The following is a 23,167-nucleotide window of genomic DNA, read 5'->3' as shown; positions in this document are numbered from 1 at the left end:
GTCTCCTCAGGTCACGAAGAAGAACCCGGCTTCGAGTCCGAAGCGCAGGTAGTCAGTCAAGCTGGCGCGGAGGTTGGCCTCGCGCTGCGGTTGTTGAAGGTGGTGGAACACGCCCATCTCCCCCTCGTCGCTCGCGCCCCGGCGGATGCCGGAGTCGGTGTCATCCCGGAGCTGGCAGTAGCCGGGGTCTCCATAACGGTCCGACGTGAAGACGGGCTTCACGCGCCGCTCCACTTCCAGGCGCACGTCGTCGGGCGCGTCCTCGGCGTAGGCGGGCTGGCACCGGAAGCGCTGGGGCACGCGCGAGCCCGGCGGCACGTACGAGAAGCGCACGCAGCCTTCCTGCCGCTGCACCACGTCGACCCGGCCGGTGAAGAGCGAGTCGCTGCCGAGCACCAGCACGGTGGCCTCCACGCCCCCCAGCACCGTGCTGGCCAGCACGTGCAGCGCGCCCGTCCTGCCGGCGCCCTCGTAGGACTCCACCGGCGGATCCTCCACCGGCCCCGGCAGGGGTGGCAGCGGCTGGAGCGCCAGGCCTCCCAGGCCGTCCACGATGCAGTCCTCCAGCCGGAGCGTGGAGGCGCGGCCCGTTTGAATCGGCCCGGTGATGCAGCGGCTCAAGAGGACGGTGCAGTCGCCGTCCTTCGCCCCTCGCACGACGAGGCTCGGCGCCTGGGTGCGCGGCTGTCCGTCGGGCATCAAGTCCCGCCCGGGGACCAGCGTGCAGTGCCGCAGGTCCAGGGTGGCATTGTCGGCGGCGTACACCTCCAGCACGCCACCGCGCACCAGCAGTCCGCTGAGCACCAGCGTGGCGCCCTTGCCCAGCCGCACCACGCACCGTCCGCCCTGGAGGTCGAGGACCGGGCGCTGGAGGTTGGCGGCCCGCAGCTCCAGGCGCGCGCTGGACGCGACGTTCAGCGTGGTCAGCGGATAGCGCTCGCTGTCGAGCACCTCCACCAGCGCGTCCGCGCTCGCGGCGCTCGTGTCCGTGGCCAGTTGCACGGAGGTGAAGGGACCGGCCCGCGTGTCCACGCGGTAGGCGTCACGCTGCTCCAGCGGGAGGAGCGTCTCCTGCCGGTCATAGAAGCCGCCGCCCACCTCGCTGCTGAAGCCGTTGGCATAGCTCACGTACAGCGTGTCCGGCACGGGCCGGCCCTGCGCGAAGGCCAGCCGGCCGAGGACCGGGTCCACCGCGACGAGGATGTCCCGATTCACCGGCGGGGCGTTCGGGTCGGTGCCGGGATAGGGGAGGGTGGCGGCGGGGCGGTGCCAGGTGGACAGGTCGCAGATGACGATTTCATCCGGGGACACTTCCTCGAGCGTGTCCGGCGCCGTCTCGCGGTGGAGCGAGAAGGGGGGCGCGGCGCCAAAGGCGAGCTGCTCCGGCGTCCGGTCCTGCGCGAGCGCGGCGCGGCGGGCCTCCAGCTCGTCATACAGCGGGCGGCGTCGCAGCGGGCCGGGCACGTTCAGCTCTCCGGCGAGCGAGCTGAGCGTGGTCTCCGACTGCGGCAGGTTGAACAGGTGGGTGTCGCTGCCCAGGACGTTGAAGCGGAAGAGGCCCGCTTCCGTGGCGCCGGGCTCCGAGCCGGGGAGCACGCGGAACGCCGGCGCGAGCACCACGGGGTACGCCTCCAGTCGCCACAGGAAGAGGCCGACGTTGGGGAGGTTGTGCTTGCCGCGCTGGTTGTCGATGTGGCGCACGTCCACCGTGCGCGTCGCGTCCTCGAAGGGCGAGCCCACCAGCTCCAGCGCGTTCGAATCTCTCAGGTCCGGGGTGCGCAGGCTCGTGGGGCGCGGGTGGTTGACGTGCTGGGTGGTGCCCACGCGCTGGAAGAACTCCACCGCGCGCGCGGGCCAGCCCGTCACGTCGCGCGCGAGCTGCTCCAGCATGGCCGCGGTGCCCTTGCGCCGCCGGTAGGCCAGTGAGTTGGCCACATAGGCGCGCTGGCTGAAGAGGCCGGGGTCCACCGGCACCAGATCGCGCACCTTGAGCAGGTCGCCGATGTACGGCACCACCCACTCCTGGCACGTCTCGATGAACCAGTTGTCGTGGAGCTGGCCGATGTCCTCCTCGAGCGCCAGGAACTCGCGCTCCATGACGGCCAGCAGCGCGCGCAGGGGCTCGCCCTGGAGCGTGTCCTTGGCGCGATGGATGGCCGGCAGCAGCTTGTACAGCCTGTCCTGCGGCGAGGGGCTCACGGGCTCACCTCCGATTCCACGACGAGCGTCACGCCCCGGTTTTCACCCTGGAGCGACGGGTCCAACAGGAGCAGCTGCGCGGGCCGGAGCGTCGTGCCCTCCCACCGCGCGCCCCGGGCCCTGAGCAGCGAGAACAGCTTCTGGGCCGGCACCGCGGGCGTCGTCGGGTGCAGCCGCTCCAGGTCCACCATCACCACGCCGGGCACGTCCTGGAGGACGCGGATGATTTCCGCGCCGCTCACCGCCTGGGCGAACTTCCGCCGCTCGAACGAGAAGGCGTCGCGCAGCGCGGCCTCCGCGCGGGCCAGCACGTCCTCGGGCAGGTAGCGCGCGTCCAGCCGCAGCCGGGCCTCCATCGCGAAGTAGAGCTGTTCGTACGAGGAGAGCGCGAACTGGCGGACCGGGTCGTGGTGCGTGCGCAACGCTTCCTTCAGGCTCTCGTAGAGCAGGGAGTCCTCGGCCACCGGCCCACCGCTCTTCGCCGCGACGGTGACGTGGACGAGGATGCGCTCGCCGTTGGTCAGGTCCGCCGCCTGGGCCTTGCCGATGCCGGCGAACGTCGCGGCGAAGTCCTCGTAGTCCTGCAGCGACACCACGCGGCGCAGCGTCAGCACGGAGGCCGGAGCATTGGCGCGCGCGTCGTCGCGAGACTCGGGCGCGGCGGCACCGGTGGCCGGGAGCGGGTTGGTGACCTCGCGGATGCCCAGCGGCCTCACCTTGAGCAGCGCCAGTTGTCCCCGGTCCACCTCGCCCTCCGGGCCGATGCCGGAGCGGTACACCGCCGTCACGTTCTCCTGGCCCGTGGGCAGCCGTGCGCCGGACACGCCGTCGCCGAAGGTCACCACCACGGAGCTGTCGTCCTGGATGCGCACCATGTAGACCTCGGCGCGCGCGTCCTGGCCGAAGAGGGTGGGCACCTCCTTCCAGAGCACGCCGTTGACCCGGACCTCCAGCGTGCTCTCCCCACCCGTATCGGTGGGCGCGGGCACGTGGGTGAGCGGCGGCTTGCGCAGCACGAAGCGCTGGAGCATGCGCGAGCCATCTCCGCCCCCGAGCACCTCGCGCACCGTCTCGCCATGCGTGGAGGGCAGCACGTTGCCGTAGATGCTGACGGTGGAGCGCACCAGCTGCGTGGACAACTCCTCCGTCAGCACCAGTCGCGTGCGTCCATTCGCCAGCGGCTCCGCGCGGTCCAGCACCACCACCTCGCGGACCCACTCCCCTGACTCGGGGGTCTCCCGGTAGGGGCGGCCCTCGACGAGCAGCACGTGACCCGGCTCCAGGCCCTCCACCGCGCGGTCCAGCTCGATGTCATTGCCGCCCACCGGGTCCGTCCGGGGCATCTCGCCAATGGGCAGCTCCTCGCTCTGCGCGAGGACGACGGTGCTGCGCAGCGGGAAGTAGGACAGGTGCTCGTTGGTGTCGAACGTGAGGCGCGACACCTTGGCGTTCATCGTGAAGTCCTCACGCGCCCAGGGCTGGATGTCGGTGATGCGATACAGCTCCACGTACTTGGACTTCCAGAGCGCCACCCAGCTGCCGAGCACGAGCGTGGGGTACTCGCGGTCCAGGTCGACGATGCCCTGGACGGCCGTCTGGTTCTCGAAGTGGGGCCACTGGGTGAAGCGATTGTCGCCGGGCCTGTAGTCCGGGTTGTAGAGCTTCTTGATGTCCTCCGGCATCGCCTTGAAGGACGGCGCGTTGTAGCCGAAGAGGTTGCCGCGCAGCCGCAGCACATAGGCGCGCGGATGGTCCGCCGGGTCCACGCGAGGCGTGTCGCTGCCCAGCCCCGGCTCCCACTGCACCACGGTGTGGTTGAGCGCCGGCTCCGTCGGGTTCGTCACCCGGGTGACGCGCGTCACCCAGCGCAAGTCCCACTGCTCGCTGCCGGGAACCGTCTCCCGCTCCTCGCCCACGAGCAGCAGGGCGTCTCCCGGTTGGATTCCGGGCTGGATGCCCTGGAGGTAGAGCGTGTCCTCGCCGCGCAGCAGCTCTTGCGGCTGCGTCCTGGGCACCTTGAGGACGTTCCACTCCGCGCGCGCCTCCATCGCCTCCGTCGTCTCGAAGGTCTGCGGCCTCGCGTCCTGGCCGGGGATGCTGAGCACCTGCACGCCCACGGGCACCGTCACCCGCGTGGGCGCGCCGGGCGCCGTCTCCACGGTGAAGACCAGGTACGTGCTGGCGGCGACGCCGGGCTTGAGCTCGTAGCCAAGCTGCCGCGCCAGCTCCAGCACCGAGCGCCGCTCCGTGGCGGTGCGCAGGAAGCCCTCGTTGGCGATGCGCTCCTGGTAGAAGGTCAGCACGTCCGCGGCCGTGGCCCACGCATCCAGCAGCGCGATGGACAGGTCCTCCGGACTGCGCGTGGACAGCGAGGCCAGGGGCCGGGTGCCCTGGAACTCTCCGTCCGGGAGGAACTCCGTCGGCAGCCGCGCCAGCATGCGCTGGAAGAAGCTGGAGTGCGTGCCGATGCGATACGCGAGCGCGGGTTGTCCCGGCCGGTTGTAGAGCGGCGTGGGCTCCGGCGGGCCCCGGTCCTCGCACGCCTCGCAGTCCCCCGAGCCCTTGGCTGAAGTGCTCACAGGCCCCCCTGCATGAAGAAGTCGAGCTGCCCGTTCTCGGGCTGGCTCGGGTCATTGTCGAGCCGGGCGATCTCCAGCCGCTCCATGGCGATGAGCCCGTCCTTCCACTCGTCGCGCGGCACCTGTCCGAAGCGGCGGAAGCGCTGCGGCTTGCCGGGTGCGTCCTCCGTCTCCACCCACGCCACCCCGGGGACCTTCATGGCCGTGGCGACGAGCTGGCTCAGGTACACGGGCTGGCCGAAGGAGAAGTTGTCCGGGTGGAAGAAGCCGCGCTGTCCGCCCGGCAGCTCCGCCGTGCTGAAGGCCTCCAGCAGCGCGGCCTTCACGTTGGCGGCGAGATATCCCGGCGACACGCAGACCGTCATGGCGATGTCCAACGGGACGAAGAGGGGCGCGTCGACGCGCAAGTCGTAGCCCGCGAGGCGGAAGCGCTCCAGGAACGCGGTGAGCCGCTCGGAGAAGTCCGCGTCCACGGGGAAGCCGCCGCGCCGGTCCACGGTGACGAACATGGTGTGCCAGCTCCCCGTCCACCGCAGGCTGCCCACCGCGCGCTGCACCTCGGGGTGGCGCTGGGCCACCTCCGCGTAGTCGTCCTCCGTCACCGCGCGCTGCTGGACGCGGAAGGCCTCTGGCGCGTTGACGCGCACCCGCTCCACGGACTCCGGTTCCACGCCGCCCCGCGCCGGCAGCGGGTTGCGCACGCGCAGGATGGCAGCGCGCCAGTCGCCGCCCACCAGCGAGTACAGGTGGGTGATGGACTCCGAGCCCACGTTCCCGGAGGTGCCGTTGCCGATGCGATATGTCGCCGACAACGCCACGTCGGGGCTGGGGCGCTCGCCGAGCACGTTGTCTCCGAAGCGCAGGCGGGCCCGGCCGTCGTCCTCGACCTCGGCGACGAACTCGCGACTGAACCGGCCGCTGTTGAGCAGCGTGCGACGGGGCGTCCACACCCGCCCGCTCTCCGCTTCTCGCAACCAGATGGCGGGCAGCGCCTCTTCGGCGGGCGTGCGCAGCGCCGCCGCCGCGGAGGCCGTGGGGTCCACCGCGCGGCGCCCGTCCACGCGGGACACCTGGGTGAGCGGCCCGCGCGCAAGCCTGGGACGGTAGCGGCCCTCGACGGACACGGTGGGCAGCGCGTCCGTCAGCGTGCGGCCGTGGTCCACCAGCACCACGTTGCCGCGCGCCACGCTCACCGGCGCGGCCTGTCCTGGTGGGTCCTCTGTCTCACCCGTGGAGTCCAGCGGAACGCCCACGCTCCACAGGCACAGCTCGAAGGGCAGCGCGTCCTCGGGGCCCCACGCCACCTCCACCACGTCCAGGTCCATCAGCGGGTCGCGGGTGAACTCCACCTGCGTCAGCCGCACGGCGTGGCGGCGCGACGGCTCGGCGTCCACCACGCGTCCGGTCTCCGGGCTGCGCACCTCTTCCAGCAGCAGCACCAGCCCGGGCGTGAAGTTCTTCGGAGTCATCACCCGCTGCGCCGGGTCGGAGTCGAAGGGAGGATTCAGGAGCGTGGCGGCGGTGGCGCCCTGGGGCAGACAGCACCGGTCCTCGCCCCAGGTGTGGAAGACGATGCGGCCATGGCCGGAATGGAGGGTGGCGGGGTGGAGCGACTCGAACACCTCCGCGCCCGCCGTCACGGCTGCCTGGAGCTGACGTGCATCGAGCACGCGCGGAGCGTCCACGGTGGTGACGAACATCGCGCCCGGCGTCACGTCGGTGGGCCCGGGCAGGGCCCAGCCTTCCGCGCCGGAAGCCACCTGCACCGTCACCCACGCGCGCGCGTTGCCGCCGTCGTGCATGGGGTAGTCCAGGAGCTTCGCGTGGCGACGCACGGAGGTGCGCTTCCGCGCGGTGCCCAGGTACGCCTCGGTGGCCACCGCGTCCTGGTAGTAGCTGAGGTAGTCGGCCGAGTAGGCCATCAGCTCCACCAGCGTCACGCCCAGGTCCGCGGGGTTGCGCTCCTTCCACTGCGGCGTCACCTCCGACAGCCTGTCCAACAGCAGGCGCCGGAAGCTGGCGTAGTCCCGCGTGAGGTAGTCGATGGGCGGGTCCTCGCCCGAGGGTGCGTCGGCGTGCTTCGGCGGGGCGCAGTCGAACTCGCTCGGACACTCCACCTTGAAGGTGAAGTCCACGCGGGACAGGGGCGCGTCGAAGTCCGCGGGCGGCACCGTGTCCAGGAAGCCCCGGAGCAGCGCCAGCGTGTACGTGGAGAAGTCGCCCGAGGAGGTGGTTCGCACCACCAGCGTCTGCTCCGTCTCGTGCGTGCCGTTGGCCTCGTCCAGCTCCTTGCGCCGCGTGTACTCGGCCCGCTCGGCGGCCGTGGTGAGAGGGTCCGGAGGCGCCAGGTCCATGCGGAAGGCCAGGGCCACGCCGATGTCCTTGAGCCGCACGCCTCCGGTGATGGAGACGTTGTCCGCGTTCAGGTTCGCGGGCAGCGGCTTGTAGCAGCGCACCCATAGCGTCCGCTGGCGCTCCAGGCCGAGCGCCTCCGCGTCCTCGTCGAGCACCTCCAGATAGTCGATGCCGTTGAAGGTGGCGTGGGCCTCCACCAGCCGGCGTCGCTGCTCGCTCTTGCAGACGTAGCGCGCGCCCATGTCAGAGCTCCCTCGTGAACCGGGCCGTCTGACGCTGCTGCGTGCGGCGCACCACGTACCGCACCGTCACCTGGAGGGTGGCCTCCACGCTGAGCGTCTCCACGGCCTCCACCTGGATGAGGTCTCCCAGCCACTGTTGGAGCGCGCCCTGCACCAGGAACTGCGTGGCGGTGGCCAGCTCCGAGCTGTTGGGCGCGAAGACGAGCTGCCCCAGTCCGGTGCCGAACGTGGGCCGGTTGACGCGCTCGCCCGGCGAGGTGAAGAGCACCTGCTCAATCAGGTGCCGCACGTGCGTGTCCAGGTCCGCGTCCGCCGTGCGGCCCCGTCCATCCAGTCGGTATGGGAAGGCGATGTGCATGGCTCAGGTTCCCTTCACCCGGACCTGCGTCATCACCACCTGGGGCGGTCCCAGGGGCGCGGCGCCAATGGACATCCCCACGCTGTTCTGCAGGATGACGAACTGGCCTCCCGCGCGCACGCGCACGGCGGGCACCAGCCACTTCACCTGCACGCAGGGGCCCATGTTGGCGGGCGGTGGTGGAAGGGGACAGCCCGTGACGAGGTACTGGTCCGCCATGGTGGCCACGGGCTGGCCGCCCACCTTGACGCGGGGATTGCCGGGCGTGGTCTGCATCTGGCCCCCGTGCGGACACATCACCGTGGCTCCGACGTGGAGGAAGAAGGCTCCCATGGCTAGATGACCTCCAGCGCGCCGTTGTTGACGTTGACACCCGTGGGACCGAGCTTGATGTTGGCGGCGCCGAACGACAGCTCGATGCCGGTGGCGCTGAGCACCACCTTGGCCGTCCCCCCGTGGTCGATTTCGATGCCGGCCGCGGTGAAGGTGGCCTTGAGCGGCATGGGCACGGCCGGAGGGCTCACCTCGATGGTCAGCCCGCCCGCGCCGGGCAGGTCGTCGAGCTTCAGGGTGATGGCGTCCGTCTTCCACACCTTGGTGGTGGGCAGGCCGGGGGTGGCCGGGGCCTCGCCCTCGCCCCAGAAGCAGCCGGCGACGATGGGGTAGTTGAGGTCTCCGCGCTCGAACTCCACCCAGACCTTGGCGCCCGTGGGCGGCACCGCGAAGAAGCCCTTGCCGCTGCCGCCATAGGGCATGCACGGCATGGCCCAGCCCAACTGGCTGTCGCCCAGCACGGTGGGGACCTTCACCTGAACGCGGCCCATCATCAGCGGGTCGATGTTGTTGACCACCTCACCGCGGTACTTCCCGAAGTACGTGCTCATGGCGGCACCACAGGGGTGAGCGCTCCGGTCCCCTCACGCGTGAGCGTGAAGCGCTGCTTGTATTCACCGGGGCGGATGGAGTGCGTGACGTTGCGCACGTAGAAGAAGCCGTCGTGTTCGAAGCCCGCGCCGCGCACACCCACCAGACCTCGCGGGCGCAGCATGTCGCCGTAGCGCGTGGCATCCAGCTCCCCGGAGCCCGTGAGCACCTGGTCCGTGGACGCATCCGTCTGGCCCTGCGCCTGGGCGAAGGCCGCGATGTAGCCCGCGCCGTCCGGCACGTCCTCGAGCAGCGAGGTGCGCACGCGGGACTGCGACAGCAACGCGGGCTGACTGGCCAGCGGGGGCACGCGCAGGCTCGCGAAGGTCTTCACCGGGAGCGCCCGGCCGAAGGCGATGGCCTGCCCGCTCACGGACGTGGACGCGAGCGCGTTGTACTGGAAGTTGATGGAGTCGACGTTCGTCTGCGCGCCCAGGTTCACCGACAGGGCCCGCTGGGGAATGCCCAGCCGGTTGGGCGGGCCCCAGTACGCGGTGTTCGTCAGCGGCGCGGGGCCGGGCGTCACCTGGAAGACGTAGCCGTAGCGGCTCGCCATCTCCTGGAGGTAGGCGTAGTCGGTGCCTCGGAAGACGGGCGTGCGGTAGATGGGCAGCGGCACGTCCAGCGAGGGCGGCGGGATGATGACGGGAATCAGGCCGTACTGCGCGTAGCTCAGGACGAGCTGCGCGATGATGATGGGCTCCACCTGGGCCGGGTGCTCGTGGACCTTCTGGTCCAGGTCCATGGCGGTGCTGATGTCCTCTCCTGTGATTGTGAGCGTGGAGGCGCCGGGCTGCTGTGACGGGGTGAGCGTGCGGTGGGTGATGAGCCCGTCGAAGAGCACCTGCGGAATCACGTTGAAGGTGACGAGCAGCACCACGCGGTTCATGGGCTTGAGCAGCGGGTGGCCCACCAGCCCGTAGTCCAGGAGGTGCATGGGGCCCGAGCGGCCCACGCCGAACGTGAGCTGGAAGCCCGAGCGGCCCTCGTCGTTGTGGGTGACCTCCACGTTCTGGAGGGACTCCATGAACGACGCGGGCGCGGGCACCGCCACGGTGGGGCCCAGCATCAGGGTGAGGTGGATTCCCAGCAGGCTCATCGCGCGCTCAGAATTCCGGCATGGCGATGCGCACCACGGAGCCCGTCTCGCGCATCAGGTCGAAGGGGTTGAGCGTGTCGTTGGCGTCGCAGACGCGCCAGAAGTGCTCCGGGTCTCCCAGCGTGCGGTGCGTGAGCAGGTCCAACCTGTCTCCCTCGGTGACGGTGACTTCGGCGAGGACCTTCAGGGCATTGCCCGCGGGGATGAAGCGGCGGCGCTTGTAGGCCGCCACGCGCCCGTCGGGGAGCGTGAGGGTGGCGGTTTCCAGGGAGGCGTAGCGGCTGGTGGGGTCGAGCATGAAAGCTCCCGTGAGGCGTGGCGCTCAGCGTGGCAGCGAGGCATTGGCGACGCCGGAGATGCTGCCGACGACGGCCATGGCCTCCTTGACGACCTGGTGCGTGAGGAAGAGGGCGTAGCCGGGGTGCAACAGGGGCAGGTCGTTGTAGGAGAGGACTCGCAGCCCCAGGGACACCTTGGCGCGGATGGGATTGAGGTTCGGGTCGAACGCTTCCTCGGTGATGGTGAACTCGGTGAGCTTCACGGGCAGCACCCGCTTGGGGCCCCAGATGAAGAGCGTCAACGGCGCGGTGGCGGGCACCACTTCCAGCGTGCCCACCTGCATCAGCACCGCGTTGAGGATGACCTGCGCCGACTTGGGATAGATGAGCATCTCCAGCGAGGACAGCTGGGGGTAGATGCCCAGGCTCCCCGCGATGGGGTCGCCATTGGCGAGCTGGTCCGTGGCGTCTATCTCCACGTCCACCCGGATGTTCTCCACCGGAGGACCCGCGAGCCGCAGGGCCTCCGTGCGGTCATTGCCGCCGTCGCCCGACATCTGGGGCGTCAGCGTGCGCGTCATCGTGTCCGGGTTGTATTGGAACACCACCAGGCTCGCGACGGGGTTGAACGGGTCCACCGCGACGATGGCGCCTCGCTGCGTGCGGGGTGTGCGTGGGAACGAACTCATGCCGTCACTTCCCCTGTCCCAGGCCCGAGTACACGGCCCGCGCCACCTGCGCGCCCAGCGACTGGGGCGCCGCGTGCGGCGTCACATGCACCGCGCCCGCGTCCAGCCGGGCCACCTCGCCGCCGGCAAGCCCCTGTGGCAGCCCCTCTGTCGCCAGCAGCCGCGTGAGCTCCTGTCGCACGGCCTCGCCCACCTGCTCGCGGTGGGCGGGGGCGATGCCGTGGAGCACCAGCTCGTCGATGTGCAGGCGGATGCGTCGTGGCGTCATGTCCACCCCGAGACCTCGGCTTCCGCCAAGGGCTTGTCGAGCTTGCTGAACTCCGAGCGCACCGCGCGCTGGAGGTGGCCCATCCGCACCGGCTCGTTGGCGTCGGCGGCCAGGAAGGCGGCGTTGAGGGCGATGGTGCGGATGTTTCCGCCGGTGACGCTGAGCCGGGCCAGCCGCGTCATGTCCAGGCCCTCGGTGGGCGTGGCGGCGGGGAACATGCGCCGCCAGATTTCCGCGCGCTGGGCGGCGTCCGGGAAGGGGAACTGCAACACGAAGCGCAGCCGGCGCAGGAAGGCCGTGTCCAGCGCGTCCTTCATGTTCGTGGTGAGGATGGCCAGCCCGCTGTAGGCCTCCATCTGCTGGAGCAGGTAGCTCACCTCGATGTTGGCGTAGCGGTCATGGCTGTCGCGCACCTCGGTGCGCTTGCCGAAGAGGGCGTCCGCCTCGTCGAACAGGAGGATGGCGCCACCTTCCTGGGCGGCGTCGAACACGCGGCGCAGGTTCTTCTCCGTCTCGCCGATGTACTTGCTGACCACCTGGCTGAGGTCGATGCGGTAGACGTCCAGCCCCAGCTCCAGCGCGAGCACCTCCGCCGCCATCGTCTTGCCCGTGCCGCTGGCGCCGGAGAACAGCGCGCTGATGCCCAGGCCCCGCATGCCGCGCGCGGCGAAGCCCCACGTCTCGTACACGCGCGTGCGCTGCCGCACGCTGGCGCAAATCTCCCGGAGGATGGCCTTCTTGTCCGGGGGCATCACCAGGTCGTCCCAGCCCGCCATGGGCTCCAGCCGCTGCGCCAGCTCCTCCAGGCGGGGACGCGACTGCACGCGACAGGCGGCCCACAGCGCGGCGCCCAGCGAGGCCTCCTCCTGGAAGGGGCCGCGCTCGTGGACCTCCAGGCTGGCGGCGCGGATGGAGCGCAGGGGCAGGTCGAACTGCGTGGTGACGCGCTCCAGTGCGCCATTGAGCGGCACGGCCGCCTCCGAGCCGAGCGCCTGCATCCAGAGCACCTGCTGCTCTCCGCGCGTGGGCCGCTTCACGTCCAACTGGAGCGAGGCCCGGTGGCGCGGTCGCAGGGGCTCCCGGGCGGAGATGAGCACCATGCCCTGGAGCCGCTCCGCGAAGGCCGTGGCCAGTCGGAGGGCTTCGGCTCCGGCGCTCTCGTCACACTCCAGCAGCAGGCCGCTCCCCAGGAGCAGCGCCTCGCGCTCCCACAGCCGGGCGAGCGTCGCCCGCTCCTCCGCGCCGGAGGGAAGCAGGCCCGCGCGGGCCACGTGGAGTTGGAGGCCCAGGTACGCGCACGCGGCGCTGGCGATGGCCTGGGCTCCTTCCGGCTCCACGCCACAGAGCTGGACCACGGGAGAGGGTGCGCCCGCTGGGGGCTCGCGCTCCCACAGCCGACGCAGGCGCTCCGCGAGCTCCTGGTGTGAGGGCGGCAGGGCTCCCGGCACGGGCACGGGCGTGAGGAACTCCTGCAGCCTCCGGTCCAGGTACGACAGGCCCGCGAGGTAGTGGAGGATGCGCTCGTCGATGCGCAGCGGGCTGGTGGTGAGCTGCTCGCCCGGGGCCAGGGACACCAGCTCCCAGCGCCGCAGCGCCGCCACGGGTGTCAGCGCGCTCCAGTGCGCTCCGGGCAGCGCGGCCAGGGCCAGTCCGAAGGTCGGCCACGTCCGACGCGGGTCCCCGTTCATCGCGGCGAACAGGGGACCGAAGCCCGTGCCCAGCTCCAGGCTGGCGCAGCACAGCAGGATGTCGCGCTCGAAAGCCGATAGCCGGAAGGCGTCGCACAGGCTCTCCAGCGCGGAGGGCGCCGGCATCGTCGACTCGGCCTCGGTGAGCGCGGCGAGGGCGGCTTCGACGTCCCGGACTTGCTCGGGCGGCCCCTCTTGCTGGACGAGCGCATGCTGGAGCAATCGCGCGCGCACCACGGCGAGCGCGGCGGCGAGCTGTCGCTGGTTGGCTGCCTGCCAGGAGTGGGGGAGCGGGAGGTTCATGTGACGGTCACCCGCTGGGACACGTCGAACACCGGGGGCGTCTGGGTCCGGTCGATGAGGAGCGAGTCCACGCCGTCCACCCGCAGTCGGACGAAGTGGTCACCGGCGGAGACGTCCCGCGCGGTGAAGCTGATGCTGTCCACCGGCACGGCGCGCTCCGGGGCGGGCACTTCCTTGCCGCCGAGGAGCAAAGAGACGCGCTGCTCCGGGCGGGCCCGAGGCTGGAAGGTGAGGGTGAGCGTCACCTCGTCGCCGGGTCCGCGCGGGGCGGGGTTGGGGGTGATGGAGGTGAGGCGGGGCGCGAGCGTCAGCGGCAGCGCGGAGGTGGTGTGCTCCACATTGTTCGCGTCGGTGATGACCACGGACACCCCATAGGTGCCCGAGGGCCAGCCGACAGCGTCGTTCGGAATGGCCACCGTCAGTCGCGAGGCCGTGACGTCCGTGGCGGGCCGGGTCACCGGCGCGGTCCAGAGCGGATGGGAGAAGCGCACCCCCACGGTGCCCCCGGCGAGGTACTGCCCGGTGAGGACCAGCACGTCCCCCAGCCGCGCGCTCGCCTGTTGCTGCGGCGGCGTGACGGCTTCGAGGAGTGGAAAGGGCGGCAGCGTGTCGGGCAGGACGGTCAGCACCGGACGCAGCACGGGCAGGGGCGCGCGGTGCGGGCGCGTGCTCTCGATGAGCACCACCGAGGCCTGGTAGACGACGGACACGCGGTACTGCGTCTGGAACATGGTCCAGAGCTTGGAGAGCTCCTCCAGCGAAAGCGGCTCCGAGGTGATGCGCACGCGTTCAACCTGTCGGTACAGGTCATTGCCGGGCACCGCGACGCGCAGCTCCTCGGACCCGAGCAGCGGATGGTCGTGGAGGACGTTCATCGCCTTGCCCAGCAGCTTGTGGCTCTCCACGTCGTCGTCGGACGGCGCGTAGGGCGTGAGCACGTAGGTCAAGCGCAGGGCGAGGGGCGGGAAGCCGGACTCGCCGGGCTTCGACTTCGGCGGGAACTCCATGTTGCGCAGCGAGACGTCGTGGCTCACCTGGAAGAGGAAGAGGTTGAGCTGGTGGTGGGTGGCGTCGCGGGCCCGCGCCTTGTCCGGAGGCAGCGTCGTCACCGCGACGTCCGGGGTGTCCACCTGGAGGTGGTTGAAGAGGAGCGTGCGGAGCGTCGCCGTCACCGTGGCGATGGAGAGGGAGTTGCTCACCGTCCACCTCCGTTGCGGCGCGCGAGGTACTCCTCGAGCGACGGCGACGGGGAGGGCCGCGTGGGCGCGCTCCTGGCGGGCGCGGCGGGCGTCACCGCGCGGACCTCGATGCGGCCGATGGTGACCTGGATGACCGGTTCCGCAGGGGCCAGCGACGTGTTCCTCGAAGCTGGACTCTCGGCCGACTCCTGCCGCGTCGCCCCCGTGGAGGACCGCGCGGACGGAGCGGGCGCCGACGTCTCCAGCGCCACGCTCAACGCCCGGGCACGCCCCACCGCCGACGTGACAGGTCGCGCGTCGAACGGACCCTGCTCCGAAGTCGTGAAGGTGCGCGAGCGCCCCTCCTCCACCAAGGACTCATGCGGTGCGCTGGAGTGCCGCGCGACAGCTCCCTGTCCGTGCTCCACCTGCACCGCGGTGAATGCGTCAGGGCTCCTCGTCGGAGCCACGGCCCCGGGTGTCGCCGCCGCCACGGGGCGAAGGTCCGTGCGCGGTGCCGCACCCGCAACGAGTCCCTCGGTGAGAGGCGACGCCTCGCGCGCGGGCGAGTCCCCATGAGCGATGCCGCTGCGCTGGATGACGGAGCTGGTGGGAGTCGCGAGCGAACTCGCGCGTGACTCGAACGGGAGAGAGGGGGCGCCCTTCGGTGCCGCCTGCCCCGTGCGGCCCGGTGCCTCGTCGACGCGCCCGTGGGGCGCCGCCGCGACTCTGGTGGGACTGGGGAAGCTCCTCTCGCGTGGGCCCATCCCCTCTGCCTGTGCCTCGTCGGGCCCTGAACCTGGCGCGCGGCGAGACGTGTCGAGCACCTGGCTCAATGCGCCCCGTGTCCCACCACGCGGGAAGCTTCCCGGCTCGACGGTGCCCGGAGTCTCGACGGGCCCCGGGCGGCCCGTGCTCCGCGGCTCCGAGAGAGTTTGCCCCACCACGCTCCAAGGTTCGCGTCGGGGCCGGACTGGACCGATGGGGGCGCGGGGCAGGGCGCCGGGTTGCTCGTGCTCCGTGTCAACGCGAACGAGGGACGCCTCGTCTCGCTCCACGGCCTGCGCCTCGGGTGCGAAGTACGAGGTGATGCGCGGCCGGACACCCTCGGTGGGGCGGTACTGACGTGCCACCAGATGGCTCAAGTAGTCGCTCATGTCCCCGCAAGCTCCAGGTAGCGCTGCCGCTTCCACGGGCTCATCCCCAGGATGTGCTCCTCGGACCAGCCGTACAGCCTTGCCAGCGTGTGCACGTCGCGCAGGGTGCGCTGGGCCCACGCCTCCACTTCCCTCCAGAAGAACTCGGCGATGTCGAACGCCGCGAACCAGTGGTGCCCGCAGGCGGGACACGTGGTGGACAGCTCCACCCGGGCCTGTGGGTCCGCGGCCTCCATCGCGTCGGCGATGGCGCGAATCACGTCCTCCGGCAGCGCCCTTGCGTCCACGTGTGCCCCCTCCCGATGTGCCTCCACCACACACCGCGCCAGCACGCCCTCTCGCCCCGCGCCGCCGCGTCCCGCCGCGAGCGCCGCCAGGTCCCGGCTGTCCGGCAGCCGGAACCGCACCGCGTGGCCCGCGTGCTCCACCTCCAGCACCTCCGGCGGAGGAGCGCCCTGCGGCACCTGGATGTCACCCACCTCGAAGGCCAGCTCCACCTGCTCGCCGCACGGCGGACACGACACCAGCCCCACGAGCGCGGAGCCGAAAGTGCCTTCCCGCGCCGCCAACAGCAGCGAGTCCCGGACGCCGACCGGGAGCCGCGCCAGCTCTCCCGGACTCCGCTCCGGCCATGCGGCGCACAGGAGCGCGAGCGCGCGTCCGGGCGCGGAGTGTGGGTGGCCCGCCTCCCATGCGCCCAGCAGCTCAGAAGCCGTCAGCGAGCGCATGGAGCCTCAGCGGGTCAGGGGTTGGGCTCGTTGAAGCTGGGCTCGGTGGGCTCGGTGATGTCGTAGTCGCGCTCCCAGCCCTCGTTCTCCAACTTGAGCGTCTGGATGGCCACCGCGTTGGCGTTGGCATCCAGGTCCGGCATCGCCTGGTACTCCGACACCCAGCAGCGGAAGAGTTTGTAGGAGATGGCGAGCTGTCCGGCCTCGTTGTAGACCTCCAGGATGATGTCCTTGCGGAAGTCCTTGAGGGACACCTCGGCGCCCAGGCCGGAGCCGTAGTTCCAGACCTTGTTGGCCCACCGCTCGAACTCGGTGTCGTGGGTGACGCCGCGCTCCAGGGTGAGGGCCTCGTACTCGCTGCGGCCCGGGGACTTGCGGCTGCTGCTGGGGTCGCCACCCTCGCGGTGCTTGACGACCTCCGTGGTGCGCTTGAGCGCGCCCACCTTGCTGACCCCCGCGACGTAGCGGCCATCCCACTTCACGCGGAACTTGAAGTTCTTGTACGGGTCGAACCGCAGAGCGTTGACGCTGAACTGAGCCATGGAATGGGTCTCCTTTACGCCGCGACCTGGCCGGCCATCTGCTGGAGCTTGAGGACGACGAACTCGGCCGGCTTGAGCGGCGCGAAGCCCACGACGATGTTGACCACGCCGAGGTTGATGTCGTTCTGCGTGGTGGTCTCCTTGTCGCACTTGACGAAGTACGCATCGCGGGGCGATTGGCCCTGGAAGGCCCCCTGCCGGAAGAGGTTCTGCATGAAGGCGCCCACGTTGAGGCGGATCTGCGACCAGAGCGGCTCGTCGTTGGGCTCGAAGACGACCCACTGGATGCCCCGGAAGAGGCTCTCCTCGATGTAGAGCGCCAGCCGGCGCACCGGCAGGTACTTCCACTCGTCGGCCAGCAGGTCATTGCCGCGCGTGGTGCGCGCGCCCCACACCACGCGGCCCGCGGCAGGCAGCGAGCGCAGGCAGTTGACGCCCAGCGGGTTGAGCTGGCCGTTCTCCTGGTCCGTGAGGGGCACGCTCAGCTTCGGCACGCCCGTCAGGAGCGAGTCCAGGCCCGCGGGAGCCTTCCACACGCCCCGCTGGGTGTCCGTGCGGGCGATGACCCCGGCCACCGCGCCGCAGGGGGCGAAGATCTCCAGCTGGTTCTCACGCAGCGGGTTGGCCTGGACCAGTCGCGGGAAGTAGAGGGCCGCGTTCTTGCTGCGCAGGCTGCTGCTGTTGAAGCCGGAGACCGCGTCCGCGACGCTGTCCCAGGCCACGGGCGGGTCCGCGATGAAGACGGCGCGCCGCTCCTCGCAGTAGGCCGCCGCGTCCGTCGCAAGCCCCGGCTCGATGTCTCCGTCCAGCGCGTGCGGGGAGATGCACAGCAGGTTGAAGACATCCACCTTCTCCAGCGCGTACAGCCCCTCCTTGTTGGTGCGCAGGTTCGGGCCGGTGGTGAACTGGGTGATGGTCAGCGTGGCGCCATCCGTGCCCTGGTCCGCGGGTGCGGGCGTCTTCGTGCCTTCCTCGGGGCGCACGGCGGGGTTGGGCAGCGTGCCCACGCGGACGAGGGCGGAGCCCTGCTCCAGCACGGTGGGGAAGTAGCGGGGACTGGCCGGGTCGATGGAGAGGTTGATGAACTTCTCCACCGCGCGGGTGCCCGTGTCGGTGATGGTGAGGTTGAAGAGCAGTGCGTCGACGGCCGGGTCGCCGGTCTTCTTCGTGTTGTGGTCCACCACCACGCTGAGCTTGCCGCCCCAGGCGCCCGGGTTCGCGGCCAGCAGCGTCGTGTTGCCGGAGTTGGTGAGGTTCAGCTCCGCCGTCTCACCGCCGTTGTCCAGCCGGACGATGACGGCCTGTCCGCCTCCATTGAGGAAGAAGTCGCGGACGGCGTAGCTCATCGAGCTGTCTTCCCACAGGCTTCCGAAGGAGCGCTCGAAGTCGCCGTATCCGTTGCAGATGACCGGCTCGTTCACCGGCCCGCGCTGCGCGCGTCCCACGAAGGCGGTAATCGATGTGGGAACCCCGGTGATGGTGCGGACCCCACTGGGAACTTCCTCGATATAGACGCCCGGATAACTGAGAGCTGCCGGCATGGACGACTCCTCCCTCTGCGGGTTCGTCAACTCCGCCCCTCACGTCGCGAGGCAAGAGCCCTTCCAACGCACGGCGCACTCCCGTGTTCACGGGGGCACCCCGTACGGCTGTGTCACATCCGTCTGTATGGGGAGGACGGCAACTGATGCCGTGGCGGCAAATCCATGCGCGTGAAACCGGTCGACCCCCCTCGCTACCGGAAGCCTGTTACGAGCTTCCTCAACGTCGTATTGAGACTGTGCCAGAAACCCGACGGAAAGTCATTCATTCCGGTCTAGTGGATCATACGTAGTTGGCTCGATGTGTCACGGGTTGGGTGGGTATTGCCAATCCAATACAGAGGTATGAGCCGTCGCACATGGCTCGTTCTTTGTCTGCTGGATGACAGGTTTCCTTCGTGGATACGCGGGGATGCGTGGTGTTAGCTTTGGCGTGCCGTTCCCATCGAAAGGCTTGTCATGCGCAAGGGATTCCAGAAGTGGGTCTTTGTCGTGGGAGTCGTGGCCGGAGGTGTGTTGGGCGTACTCCACCCGGCTCAGGCCGAGGCTGGCGCGGAGGCGTGTCAAAACCAGTGCGACGATGAGGGCTGTTCTTGTTTCTATCGATGTTTCCAGCTTGGCCCGCACTGCATCTGCGAGGAGTTTCCGACCTGCATGTAGCGCGTCGGGACTCCTACTCCGCGCGAAGCGCCTCGCTGGGAGAGACCTGGAGGGCGCGGCGCGCGGGCAACCAGCTCGCGAGCAATGCCACGACTCCCAGCAGGCCGGGAACGGCCAGGAACGTCACCGCGTCGAAGGCGCGCACGCCGTAGAGCATTCCAGACAGGCTTCGCGCGAGCAGGGCGGCGCCCACCAGTCCCACCGCCACGCCCGCCGTCGCCAGACGCGCGCCCTGGCCGACCACCAGCCGCAGGACCTGGGAGTCCGTTGCTCCCAGGGCCATGCGGATGCCCAGCTCCCGGGTCCGCTGGCTGACCGAATAGGCCACCACGCCATAGAGGCCCACGCCCGCCAGGGACAATCCCAGGCCCGCGAGCAGCGCCAGCAGTCCTCCCAGCACGCGCGTGGTGCCGAGGCTCGCCTCGACGACTTCCTCCATCTCCCGCACGGTGCCCAGTGGCACGTCCGGGTCCACCGCGCGGAACCGCTCGCGCAGGATGGGGACCAGCGCGTCCAGCCGCGTCGAAGAGCGCACGACGAGCACCATGTACAGCGACGCGAACTGGTTCATGGGGAGGTAGACCTCCGCCTGCGGTGTCTCACCGACGGAGCCGTGGCGGACATCCCGCACCACGCCCACCACCTCGCGGAAGTCCTCGCCGTCCATCGTCAACTTCACCTGCTTGCCCAGCGCGTGCCCGTCCAGGAAGTGGCGGCGCGCGAAGGTCTCGTTGACCACCATCACCCGGGGCGCGCTCGCGGTGTCCGTGTCCGCGAGAGGGCGTCCTTCCTTCAGGGCGATTCCCAGTGTTTCGAAGAGGCCCTCGCTCACGGTGCGGAACGTGGCCAGCTCGCGCGTGTCAGCCGCTGACGCGGACTCGCCGGGGAGCAGGAAGGAGCTGACGCCGTTGCGTCCCCACAAGGGCACGGTGCTGGCCAGCGCCGCCGAGGACACACCCGGAATCGCCCGGACGTTCTCCACCAGCGAGGAGAGGGCGAGTTGCTTCCTTGCGTCGTCCTCGTACTTGTCGCCGGGGAGCAGCACGTCCGTGGCGATGACGTCCCGAGGCTCGAAGCCCAGCGGTGCCTCATGCAGCGCGCGCAGCGTGCGCAGCATCAGCCCCGCGCCAACGAGGGGCACCAGGGCCAGCGCCACCTGGGCGACGACCAGGAGCGCGCGGAGTCGCCCGGAGCCCGTCAGTGTCCGACCGCCGCGCGCCATGCCCAGCGCCCCCTGGGCCTCCGCCCGCGCCGCGCGCATGGCCGGCACGAGCCCGAACAGCAGGCTGGTGGACAGCGAGACGCCGAACGCGATGGCGAGCACATGGGGCTCCAGCCGCAGGCTCTCGGGAGCAAGCACACCCTGGGGGATGAGCAGCCGCAGCAGGTCCAGGCCCCACAGCGCGAGCAGCAGTCCCGAGGCGCCTCCCGCCAGGGCCAGCAGGGCGCTCTCCACCAGGAACTGTCGCGCCAACTGCCACCGCCCCGCGCCCAGCGCCGCGCGCACGCAGACCTCGCGCTCGCGTGAGCTGGCCCGCGCGAGCAGCAGGTTGGCCACGTTGGCGCAGGCCACGAGCAGTACCAGCGCGACGATGCCGGACAGGAGCCACAGCCGCTCGTGGGCTCCCTCCACCACCAGCTCATGCAGGGGCACCAGTCGCACACCGGGCGGCTGGCCCGTCATCCCGGGCTCACGCGCCAGCCGTTCCGCCTCGGCCTCCAGCTCCTTGCGTGCGGTGTCCAGCGGCGTCCCCGTCTCCAGGCGGCCCACCACGCGCAGCGTGACGTCACCGGGGTGCTGGGCCTCCCAGCCGGGCTCCAGGACGAGCGGCTTCCACAGGTCCACATCGGGGGCGAAGCGGAAGGACGCGGGCATCACGCCCACCACGGTGTGGGGCCTGCCGTCGAGCATGAGGCTCTGCCCCAGCGCGGCTGGCAGTCCTCCGAAGCGGCGCTGCCAGAGGCCGTGGCCGAGCAGCACCACGTCATCCTGGCCCGCCGCCGCGTCGTCCTGCCCGAAGGCTCGGCCGAGCATCGGCTGCACACCGAGCATCGACAGGAGTCCCGCCGTCGCGCGGCCAGTGCGCACCCGCTCCGGCGCGGTGCCATCTCCCGTGAGGGTGCGGTCCCAGAGCGCCAGTCCCTCCACCTGCTGAAAGGCCCGGACGTGCTCGCGCCAGGCTTGCAGCATGAGGTGGCTGACGCCCAGTCGCTCCCGCTGCGCGCTCGACTGATAGAGGCGCACCAGTTGCTCGGGCTTGGCGTAGGGCAGCGGTCGCAGCATCACCTGATAGACGACGCTGAAGACGGCGGTGGTCGCACCGATGGCCAGTGCGAGCGTGGCCACCACCACCAGGGTGAAGGCGCGCTCGCGCAGCATTCGGCGCAGCGCAAGACGAACGTCCTGGAGGAGTGGGGGCATGCGGGGGGCAGCGCTGGTGCAACTCTAGCGCCACGGCGCTCGGTGGGAGGAGGGATGCGGGCTTGCCCGCTGAGTGTGTCGGGTCTCCACGCCAGGGTGTCCGGATGTGGCACAGGGGATTCCCAGGAGCGGCCACTCGCGAGGCATGGACCCGTTATTGTTGGGAGACAAGCTCGCGGGTCATGCGCCCCGGGTAGGGAGTGCACAGACTCCCTCCCGCCTGAAGCAATGGTGCAAGTCACACCGCACACGCTGTCACTCCAAGCAGGCGAGCAAGGTGGGTCTTGGGGCCACTTTGCACCGGGGACTTGGCGACACACCCTCCCTCCCAGTCTTTCCTGTAGGGGGCTGCATGTCGTGGCGCGGTGGGTGGGTGGTGTCGTTGCTGGTGGTGGGGGCGGGCTGTGGGGGAGCACTTCCGGGAGAGGATGCGACGGCCGCCTCCTCGGGGGAGGTGGAAGCGGCGCTGGACTCGTCGTACTGCCTCCCCACGGAGGCGGACACCCAGCGAGTGAAGGTCATCTTTCCACCCTCGGAATTTGGGAGTGGGCTCTTCGCGGCGGGCCCCGGTCCCTTCGAGGCTTTCCGGGGGACGCTCTTCTTCGGGGCGAACTTCGAGGATGGCCGCCGCGCCCTGTGGAAGAGCGACGGCACCGAAGCAGGCACCGTCCAGGTCAAGAGCCTCCCCGGTTCGACGGGGCTCTTCTGGCCCATCGTCACGGGTCTCAAGGCGACGCCCTCCCGGCTGTTCTTCCTGGCGGGGGACGCAGCACATGGGACGGAGCTGTGGGCGAGTGATGGCACTGGCGCCGGCACCCAATTCGTCAAGGACCTGACACCCGGCCCGGAGAGCTCGTCGCTGAGCCACCTGACGGCGGTGGACGACGCGCTGGTGTTCTTCAAGGAAATCTATGACGACACGACCCCGCGCACCCGCTACGAGCTGTGGCGGTCGGATGGCACGTCCTCGGGGACGGTGCGCCTGCGCGATTTCGGCACGGAGATGGACGTCAGCTACCTGGACGCGAAGGTGGATGGCGCGCTGCTCTTCTTCGTGCGCGAGCTGTCGGGCTCGGGCACCAGCCTGTGGAAGACGGATGGCACCACCCAGGGCACCGTCCGGCTCAAGAAGCTCACCTCCGGCGCGGACGCCTTCATCCGCTCCGTGAAGACCTCGGACTCACGCACCCTGTTCATCCTGGGCGAGAGCACCGGGCTGCAGGAACTGTGGAAGTCGGATGGCACCGCCTCGGGGACGGTGCGGCTGGCGTCTTTTGGCTCCACGCGGACCGTGGAGCTGCTGGGCTCGCTGGGCTCCTGGGCCTATGTCACCACGACGTCCAACACCACCCAGTACATGGTCATCTATCGCGTCCCGCTCGCGGGTGGGAATCCGACGTCCGTGGTCAGCCTGCCCAATGAGTTCGCCTCGCAAGGCGTGGCGTTTCCCTTCATCGACGCGGTGAGCAAGGCGCCCGGAGGCTCGAAGCTGTTCTTCACCGTCCACATCGGCACCGCGGGCCCGGGGCTCCGGGACACGCAACTGTGGGTGACGGATGGCACCGCGGCGGGAACCACCCTGCTGCGCAAGCCCCTGAGCCTCTCGGACGAGTACAGCTCTCCGCTGCTCGCCGTGTCGGATGACCTGGTCTTCTTCAGCTCGCTCGAGCTGGGTGGCATTGGCGTGGAGCCATGGGTGAGCAATGGCACGCCAGGTGGGACCCGGCGCCTGAAGAACATTTCCACCGGGGCGAGCTCGTCCTATCCGTACCCGTTCTTGAAGGTGGGCTCGCGCGTGTTCTTCGGCGCGTATGACGAGACGCTGGCGGGACAGCTCTGGTCCACCGCCTTGAGCAACACCTGCATGTCGCTCGACACGGCGCGGTAGGCATTGCCCGGCACCACGTCTTCCCAAAAAGAAAGCCCCAGGCTCCTTTTCGGAGCCTGGGGCTGACTT

Annotated in this window: 18 protein-coding genes; 1 reads left to right on the top strand and 17 read right to left on the bottom strand. The window is 70.3% G+C overall.

Annotated features, from left to right (window positions below):
* Positions 1 to 6: 6 nt before the first annotated feature.
* The 17 genes from HUA75_RS39245 to HUA75_RS39165 form a co-directional block, all read right to left on the bottom strand.
* The gene (locus HUA75_RS39245; RefSeq protein ID WP_174489375.1) at positions 7 to 2,199 is read right to left on the bottom strand and encodes a hypothetical protein; all 2,193 of its coding nucleotides are present in this window, start codon (positions 2,197 to 2,199) and stop codon (positions 7 to 9) included.
* Positions 2,196 to 4,778, bottom strand: a complete 2,583-nt coding sequence (locus HUA75_RS48110) for a putative baseplate assembly protein (RefSeq protein ID WP_174489374.1) — start codon at positions 4,776 to 4,778, stop codon at positions 2,196 to 2,198. Before HUA75_RS48110 ends, HUA75_RS39245 begins: the two co-directional genes overlap by 4 nt.
* Positions 4,775 to 7,375 carry a putative baseplate assembly protein gene (locus tag HUA75_RS39235; RefSeq protein ID WP_174489373.1) on the bottom strand — a complete coding sequence of 867 codons (2,601 nt, stop codon included), beginning with the start codon at positions 7,373 to 7,375 and terminating at the stop codon, positions 4,775 to 4,777. The genes HUA75_RS48110 and HUA75_RS39235 overlap by 4 nt, the downstream gene beginning before the upstream one ends.
* Before the next feature lies 1 nt (position 7,376).
* Positions 7,377 to 7,733, bottom strand: a complete 357-nt coding sequence (locus HUA75_RS39230) for a GPW/gp25 family protein (protein WP_141646214.1) — start codon at positions 7,731 to 7,733, stop codon at positions 7,377 to 7,379.
* Between the two features lie 3 nt (positions 7,734 to 7,736).
* Positions 7,737 to 8,066, bottom strand: coding sequence for a hypothetical protein (locus tag HUA75_RS39225; protein ID WP_174489372.1), 330 nt, complete (start codon positions 8,064 to 8,066; stop codon positions 7,737 to 7,739).
* Positions 8,067 to 8,068: 2 nt separating this feature from the next.
* Positions 8,069 to 8,617 carry a phage baseplate assembly protein V gene (locus tag HUA75_RS39220; RefSeq protein ID WP_141646216.1) on the bottom strand — a complete coding sequence of 183 codons (549 nt, stop codon included), beginning with the start codon at positions 8,615 to 8,617 and terminating at the stop codon, positions 8,069 to 8,071.
* The gene (locus HUA75_RS39215) at positions 8,614 to 9,756 is read right to left on the bottom strand and encodes a hypothetical protein (RefSeq protein ID WP_141646217.1); all 1,143 of its coding nucleotides are present in this window, start codon (positions 9,754 to 9,756) and stop codon (positions 8,614 to 8,616) included. Before HUA75_RS39215 ends, HUA75_RS39220 begins: the two co-directional genes overlap by 4 nt.
* 7 nt (positions 9,757 to 9,763) lie before the next feature.
* Positions 9,764 to 10,054, bottom strand: a complete 291-nt coding sequence (locus HUA75_RS39210) for a hypothetical protein (RefSeq protein WP_141646218.1) — start codon at positions 10,052 to 10,054, stop codon at positions 9,764 to 9,766.
* Positions 10,055 to 10,078: 24 nt separating this feature from the next.
* On the bottom strand, positions 10,079 to 10,723 hold the full coding sequence (locus HUA75_RS39205) for a hypothetical protein (RefSeq protein WP_141646219.1): 645 nt from the start codon (positions 10,721 to 10,723) through the stop codon (positions 10,079 to 10,081).
* A gap of 4 nt (positions 10,724 to 10,727) precedes the next feature.
* Positions 10,728 to 10,991: a hypothetical protein gene (locus tag HUA75_RS39200; protein WP_174459151.1), complete on the bottom strand. Its 264-nt coding sequence runs from the start codon at positions 10,989 to 10,991 to the stop codon at positions 10,728 to 10,730.
* Positions 10,988 to 12,982, bottom strand: coding sequence for an ATP-binding protein (locus HUA75_RS39195; RefSeq protein WP_174489371.1), 1,995 nt, complete (start codon positions 12,980 to 12,982; stop codon positions 10,988 to 10,990). The genes HUA75_RS39200 and HUA75_RS39195 overlap by 4 nt, the downstream gene beginning before the upstream one ends.
* Positions 12,979 to 14,181, bottom strand: coding sequence for a DUF4255 domain-containing protein (locus HUA75_RS39190; protein WP_174489370.1), 1,203 nt, complete (start codon positions 14,179 to 14,181; stop codon positions 12,979 to 12,981). The genes HUA75_RS39195 and HUA75_RS39190 overlap by 4 nt, the downstream gene beginning before the upstream one ends.
* Positions 14,178 to 15,317: a hypothetical protein gene (locus HUA75_RS39185; RefSeq protein WP_174489369.1), complete on the bottom strand. Its 1,140-nt coding sequence runs from the start codon at positions 15,315 to 15,317 to the stop codon at positions 14,178 to 14,180. Before HUA75_RS39185 ends, HUA75_RS39190 begins: the two co-directional genes overlap by 4 nt.
* Positions 15,314 to 16,045 (bottom strand): phage baseplate protein, encoded by a 732-nt coding sequence (locus tag HUA75_RS39180; protein WP_174489368.1) that lies wholly within the window; start codon positions 16,043 to 16,045, stop codon positions 15,314 to 15,316. The genes HUA75_RS39185 and HUA75_RS39180 overlap by 4 nt, the downstream gene beginning before the upstream one ends.
* Before the next feature lie 14 nt (positions 16,046 to 16,059).
* Positions 16,060 to 16,587 carry a phage tail protein gene (locus HUA75_RS39175; RefSeq protein ID WP_174459156.1) on the bottom strand — a complete coding sequence of 176 codons (528 nt, stop codon included), beginning with the start codon at positions 16,585 to 16,587 and terminating at the stop codon, positions 16,060 to 16,062.
* 14 nt (positions 16,588 to 16,601) lie between these two features.
* Entirely contained in the window at positions 16,602 to 18,128 is a 1,527-nt protein-coding gene (locus HUA75_RS39170) for a phage tail sheath C-terminal domain-containing protein (RefSeq protein WP_174465891.1), read from the bottom strand.
* 673 nt (positions 18,129 to 18,801) lie between these two features.
* The gene (locus tag HUA75_RS39165) at positions 18,802 to 21,210 is read right to left on the bottom strand and encodes an ABC transporter permease (protein ID WP_174489367.1); all 2,409 of its coding nucleotides are present in this window, start codon (positions 21,208 to 21,210) and stop codon (positions 18,802 to 18,804) included.
* Positions 21,211 to 21,562: 352 nt separating this feature from the next.
* Between HUA75_RS39165 and HUA75_RS39160 the strand changes: the two genes are divergently transcribed.
* Positions 21,563 to 23,098 (top strand): ELWxxDGT repeat protein, encoded by a 1,536-nt coding sequence (locus tag HUA75_RS39160; protein ID WP_174489366.1) that lies wholly within the window; start codon positions 21,563 to 21,565, stop codon positions 23,096 to 23,098.
* Positions 23,099 to 23,167 lie beyond the last annotated feature (69 nt).

Source organism: Myxococcus sp. CA040A (assembly GCF_013336725.1).
In the GTDB taxonomy this organism is placed as follows: Bacteria; Myxococcota; Myxococcia; order Myxococcales; family Myxococcaceae; genus Myxococcus; species Myxococcus llanfairpwllgwyngyllgogerychwyrndrobwllllantysiliogogogochensis.
This window is presented reverse-complemented; position numbering and strand designations above follow the sequence as displayed.

Coding starts and splice junctions, on each gene's coding strand:
- HUA75_RS39175 (WP_174459156.1), bottom strand. CDS start 16,587: ATGGCTCAGTTCAGCGTCAACGCTCTGCGGTTCGACCCGTACAAGAAC.
- HUA75_RS39220 (WP_141646216.1), bottom strand. CDS start 8,617: ATGAGCACGTACTTCGGGAAGTACCGCGGTGAGGTGGTCAACAACATC.
- HUA75_RS39225 (WP_174489372.1), bottom strand. CDS start 8,066: ATGGGAGCCTTCTTCCTCCACGTCGGAGCCACGGTGATGTGTCCGCAC.
- HUA75_RS39235 (WP_174489373.1), bottom strand. CDS start 7,375: ATGGGCGCGCGCTACGTCTGCAAGAGCGAGCAGCGACGCCGGCTGGTG.
- HUA75_RS39170 (WP_174465891.1), bottom strand. CDS start 18,128: ATGCCGGCAGCTCTCAGTTATCCGGGCGTCTATATCGAGGAAGTTCCC.
- HUA75_RS39160 (WP_174489366.1), top strand. CDS start 21,563: ATGTCGTGGCGCGGTGGGTGGGTGGTGTCGTTGCTGGTGGTGGGGGCG.
- HUA75_RS39180 (WP_174489368.1), bottom strand. CDS start 16,045: ATGCGCTCGCTGACGGCTTCTGAGCTGCTGGGCGCATGGGAGGCGGGC.
- HUA75_RS39210 (WP_141646218.1), bottom strand. CDS start 10,054: ATGCTCGACCCCACCAGCCGCTACGCCTCCCTGGAAACCGCCACCCTC.
- HUA75_RS39200 (WP_174459151.1), bottom strand. CDS start 10,991: ATGACGCCACGACGCATCCGCCTGCACATCGACGAGCTGGTGCTCCAC.
- HUA75_RS39195 (WP_174489371.1), bottom strand. CDS start 12,982: ATGAACCTCCCGCTCCCCCACTCCTGGCAGGCAGCCAACCAGCGACAG.
- HUA75_RS39165 (WP_174489367.1), bottom strand. CDS start 21,210: ATGCCCCCACTCCTCCAGGACGTTCGTCTTGCGCTGCGCCGAATGCTG.
- HUA75_RS39215 (WP_141646217.1), bottom strand. CDS start 9,756: ATGAGCCTGCTGGGAATCCACCTCACCCTGATGCTGGGCCCCACCGTG.
- HUA75_RS39205 (WP_141646219.1), bottom strand. CDS start 10,723: ATGAGTTCGTTCCCACGCACACCCCGCACGCAGCGAGGCGCCATCGTC.
- HUA75_RS39230 (WP_141646214.1), bottom strand. CDS start 7,733: ATGCACATCGCCTTCCCATACCGACTGGATGGACGGGGCCGCACGGCG.
- HUA75_RS39185 (WP_174489369.1), bottom strand. CDS start 15,317: ATGAGCGACTACTTGAGCCATCTGGTGGCACGTCAGTACCGCCCCACC.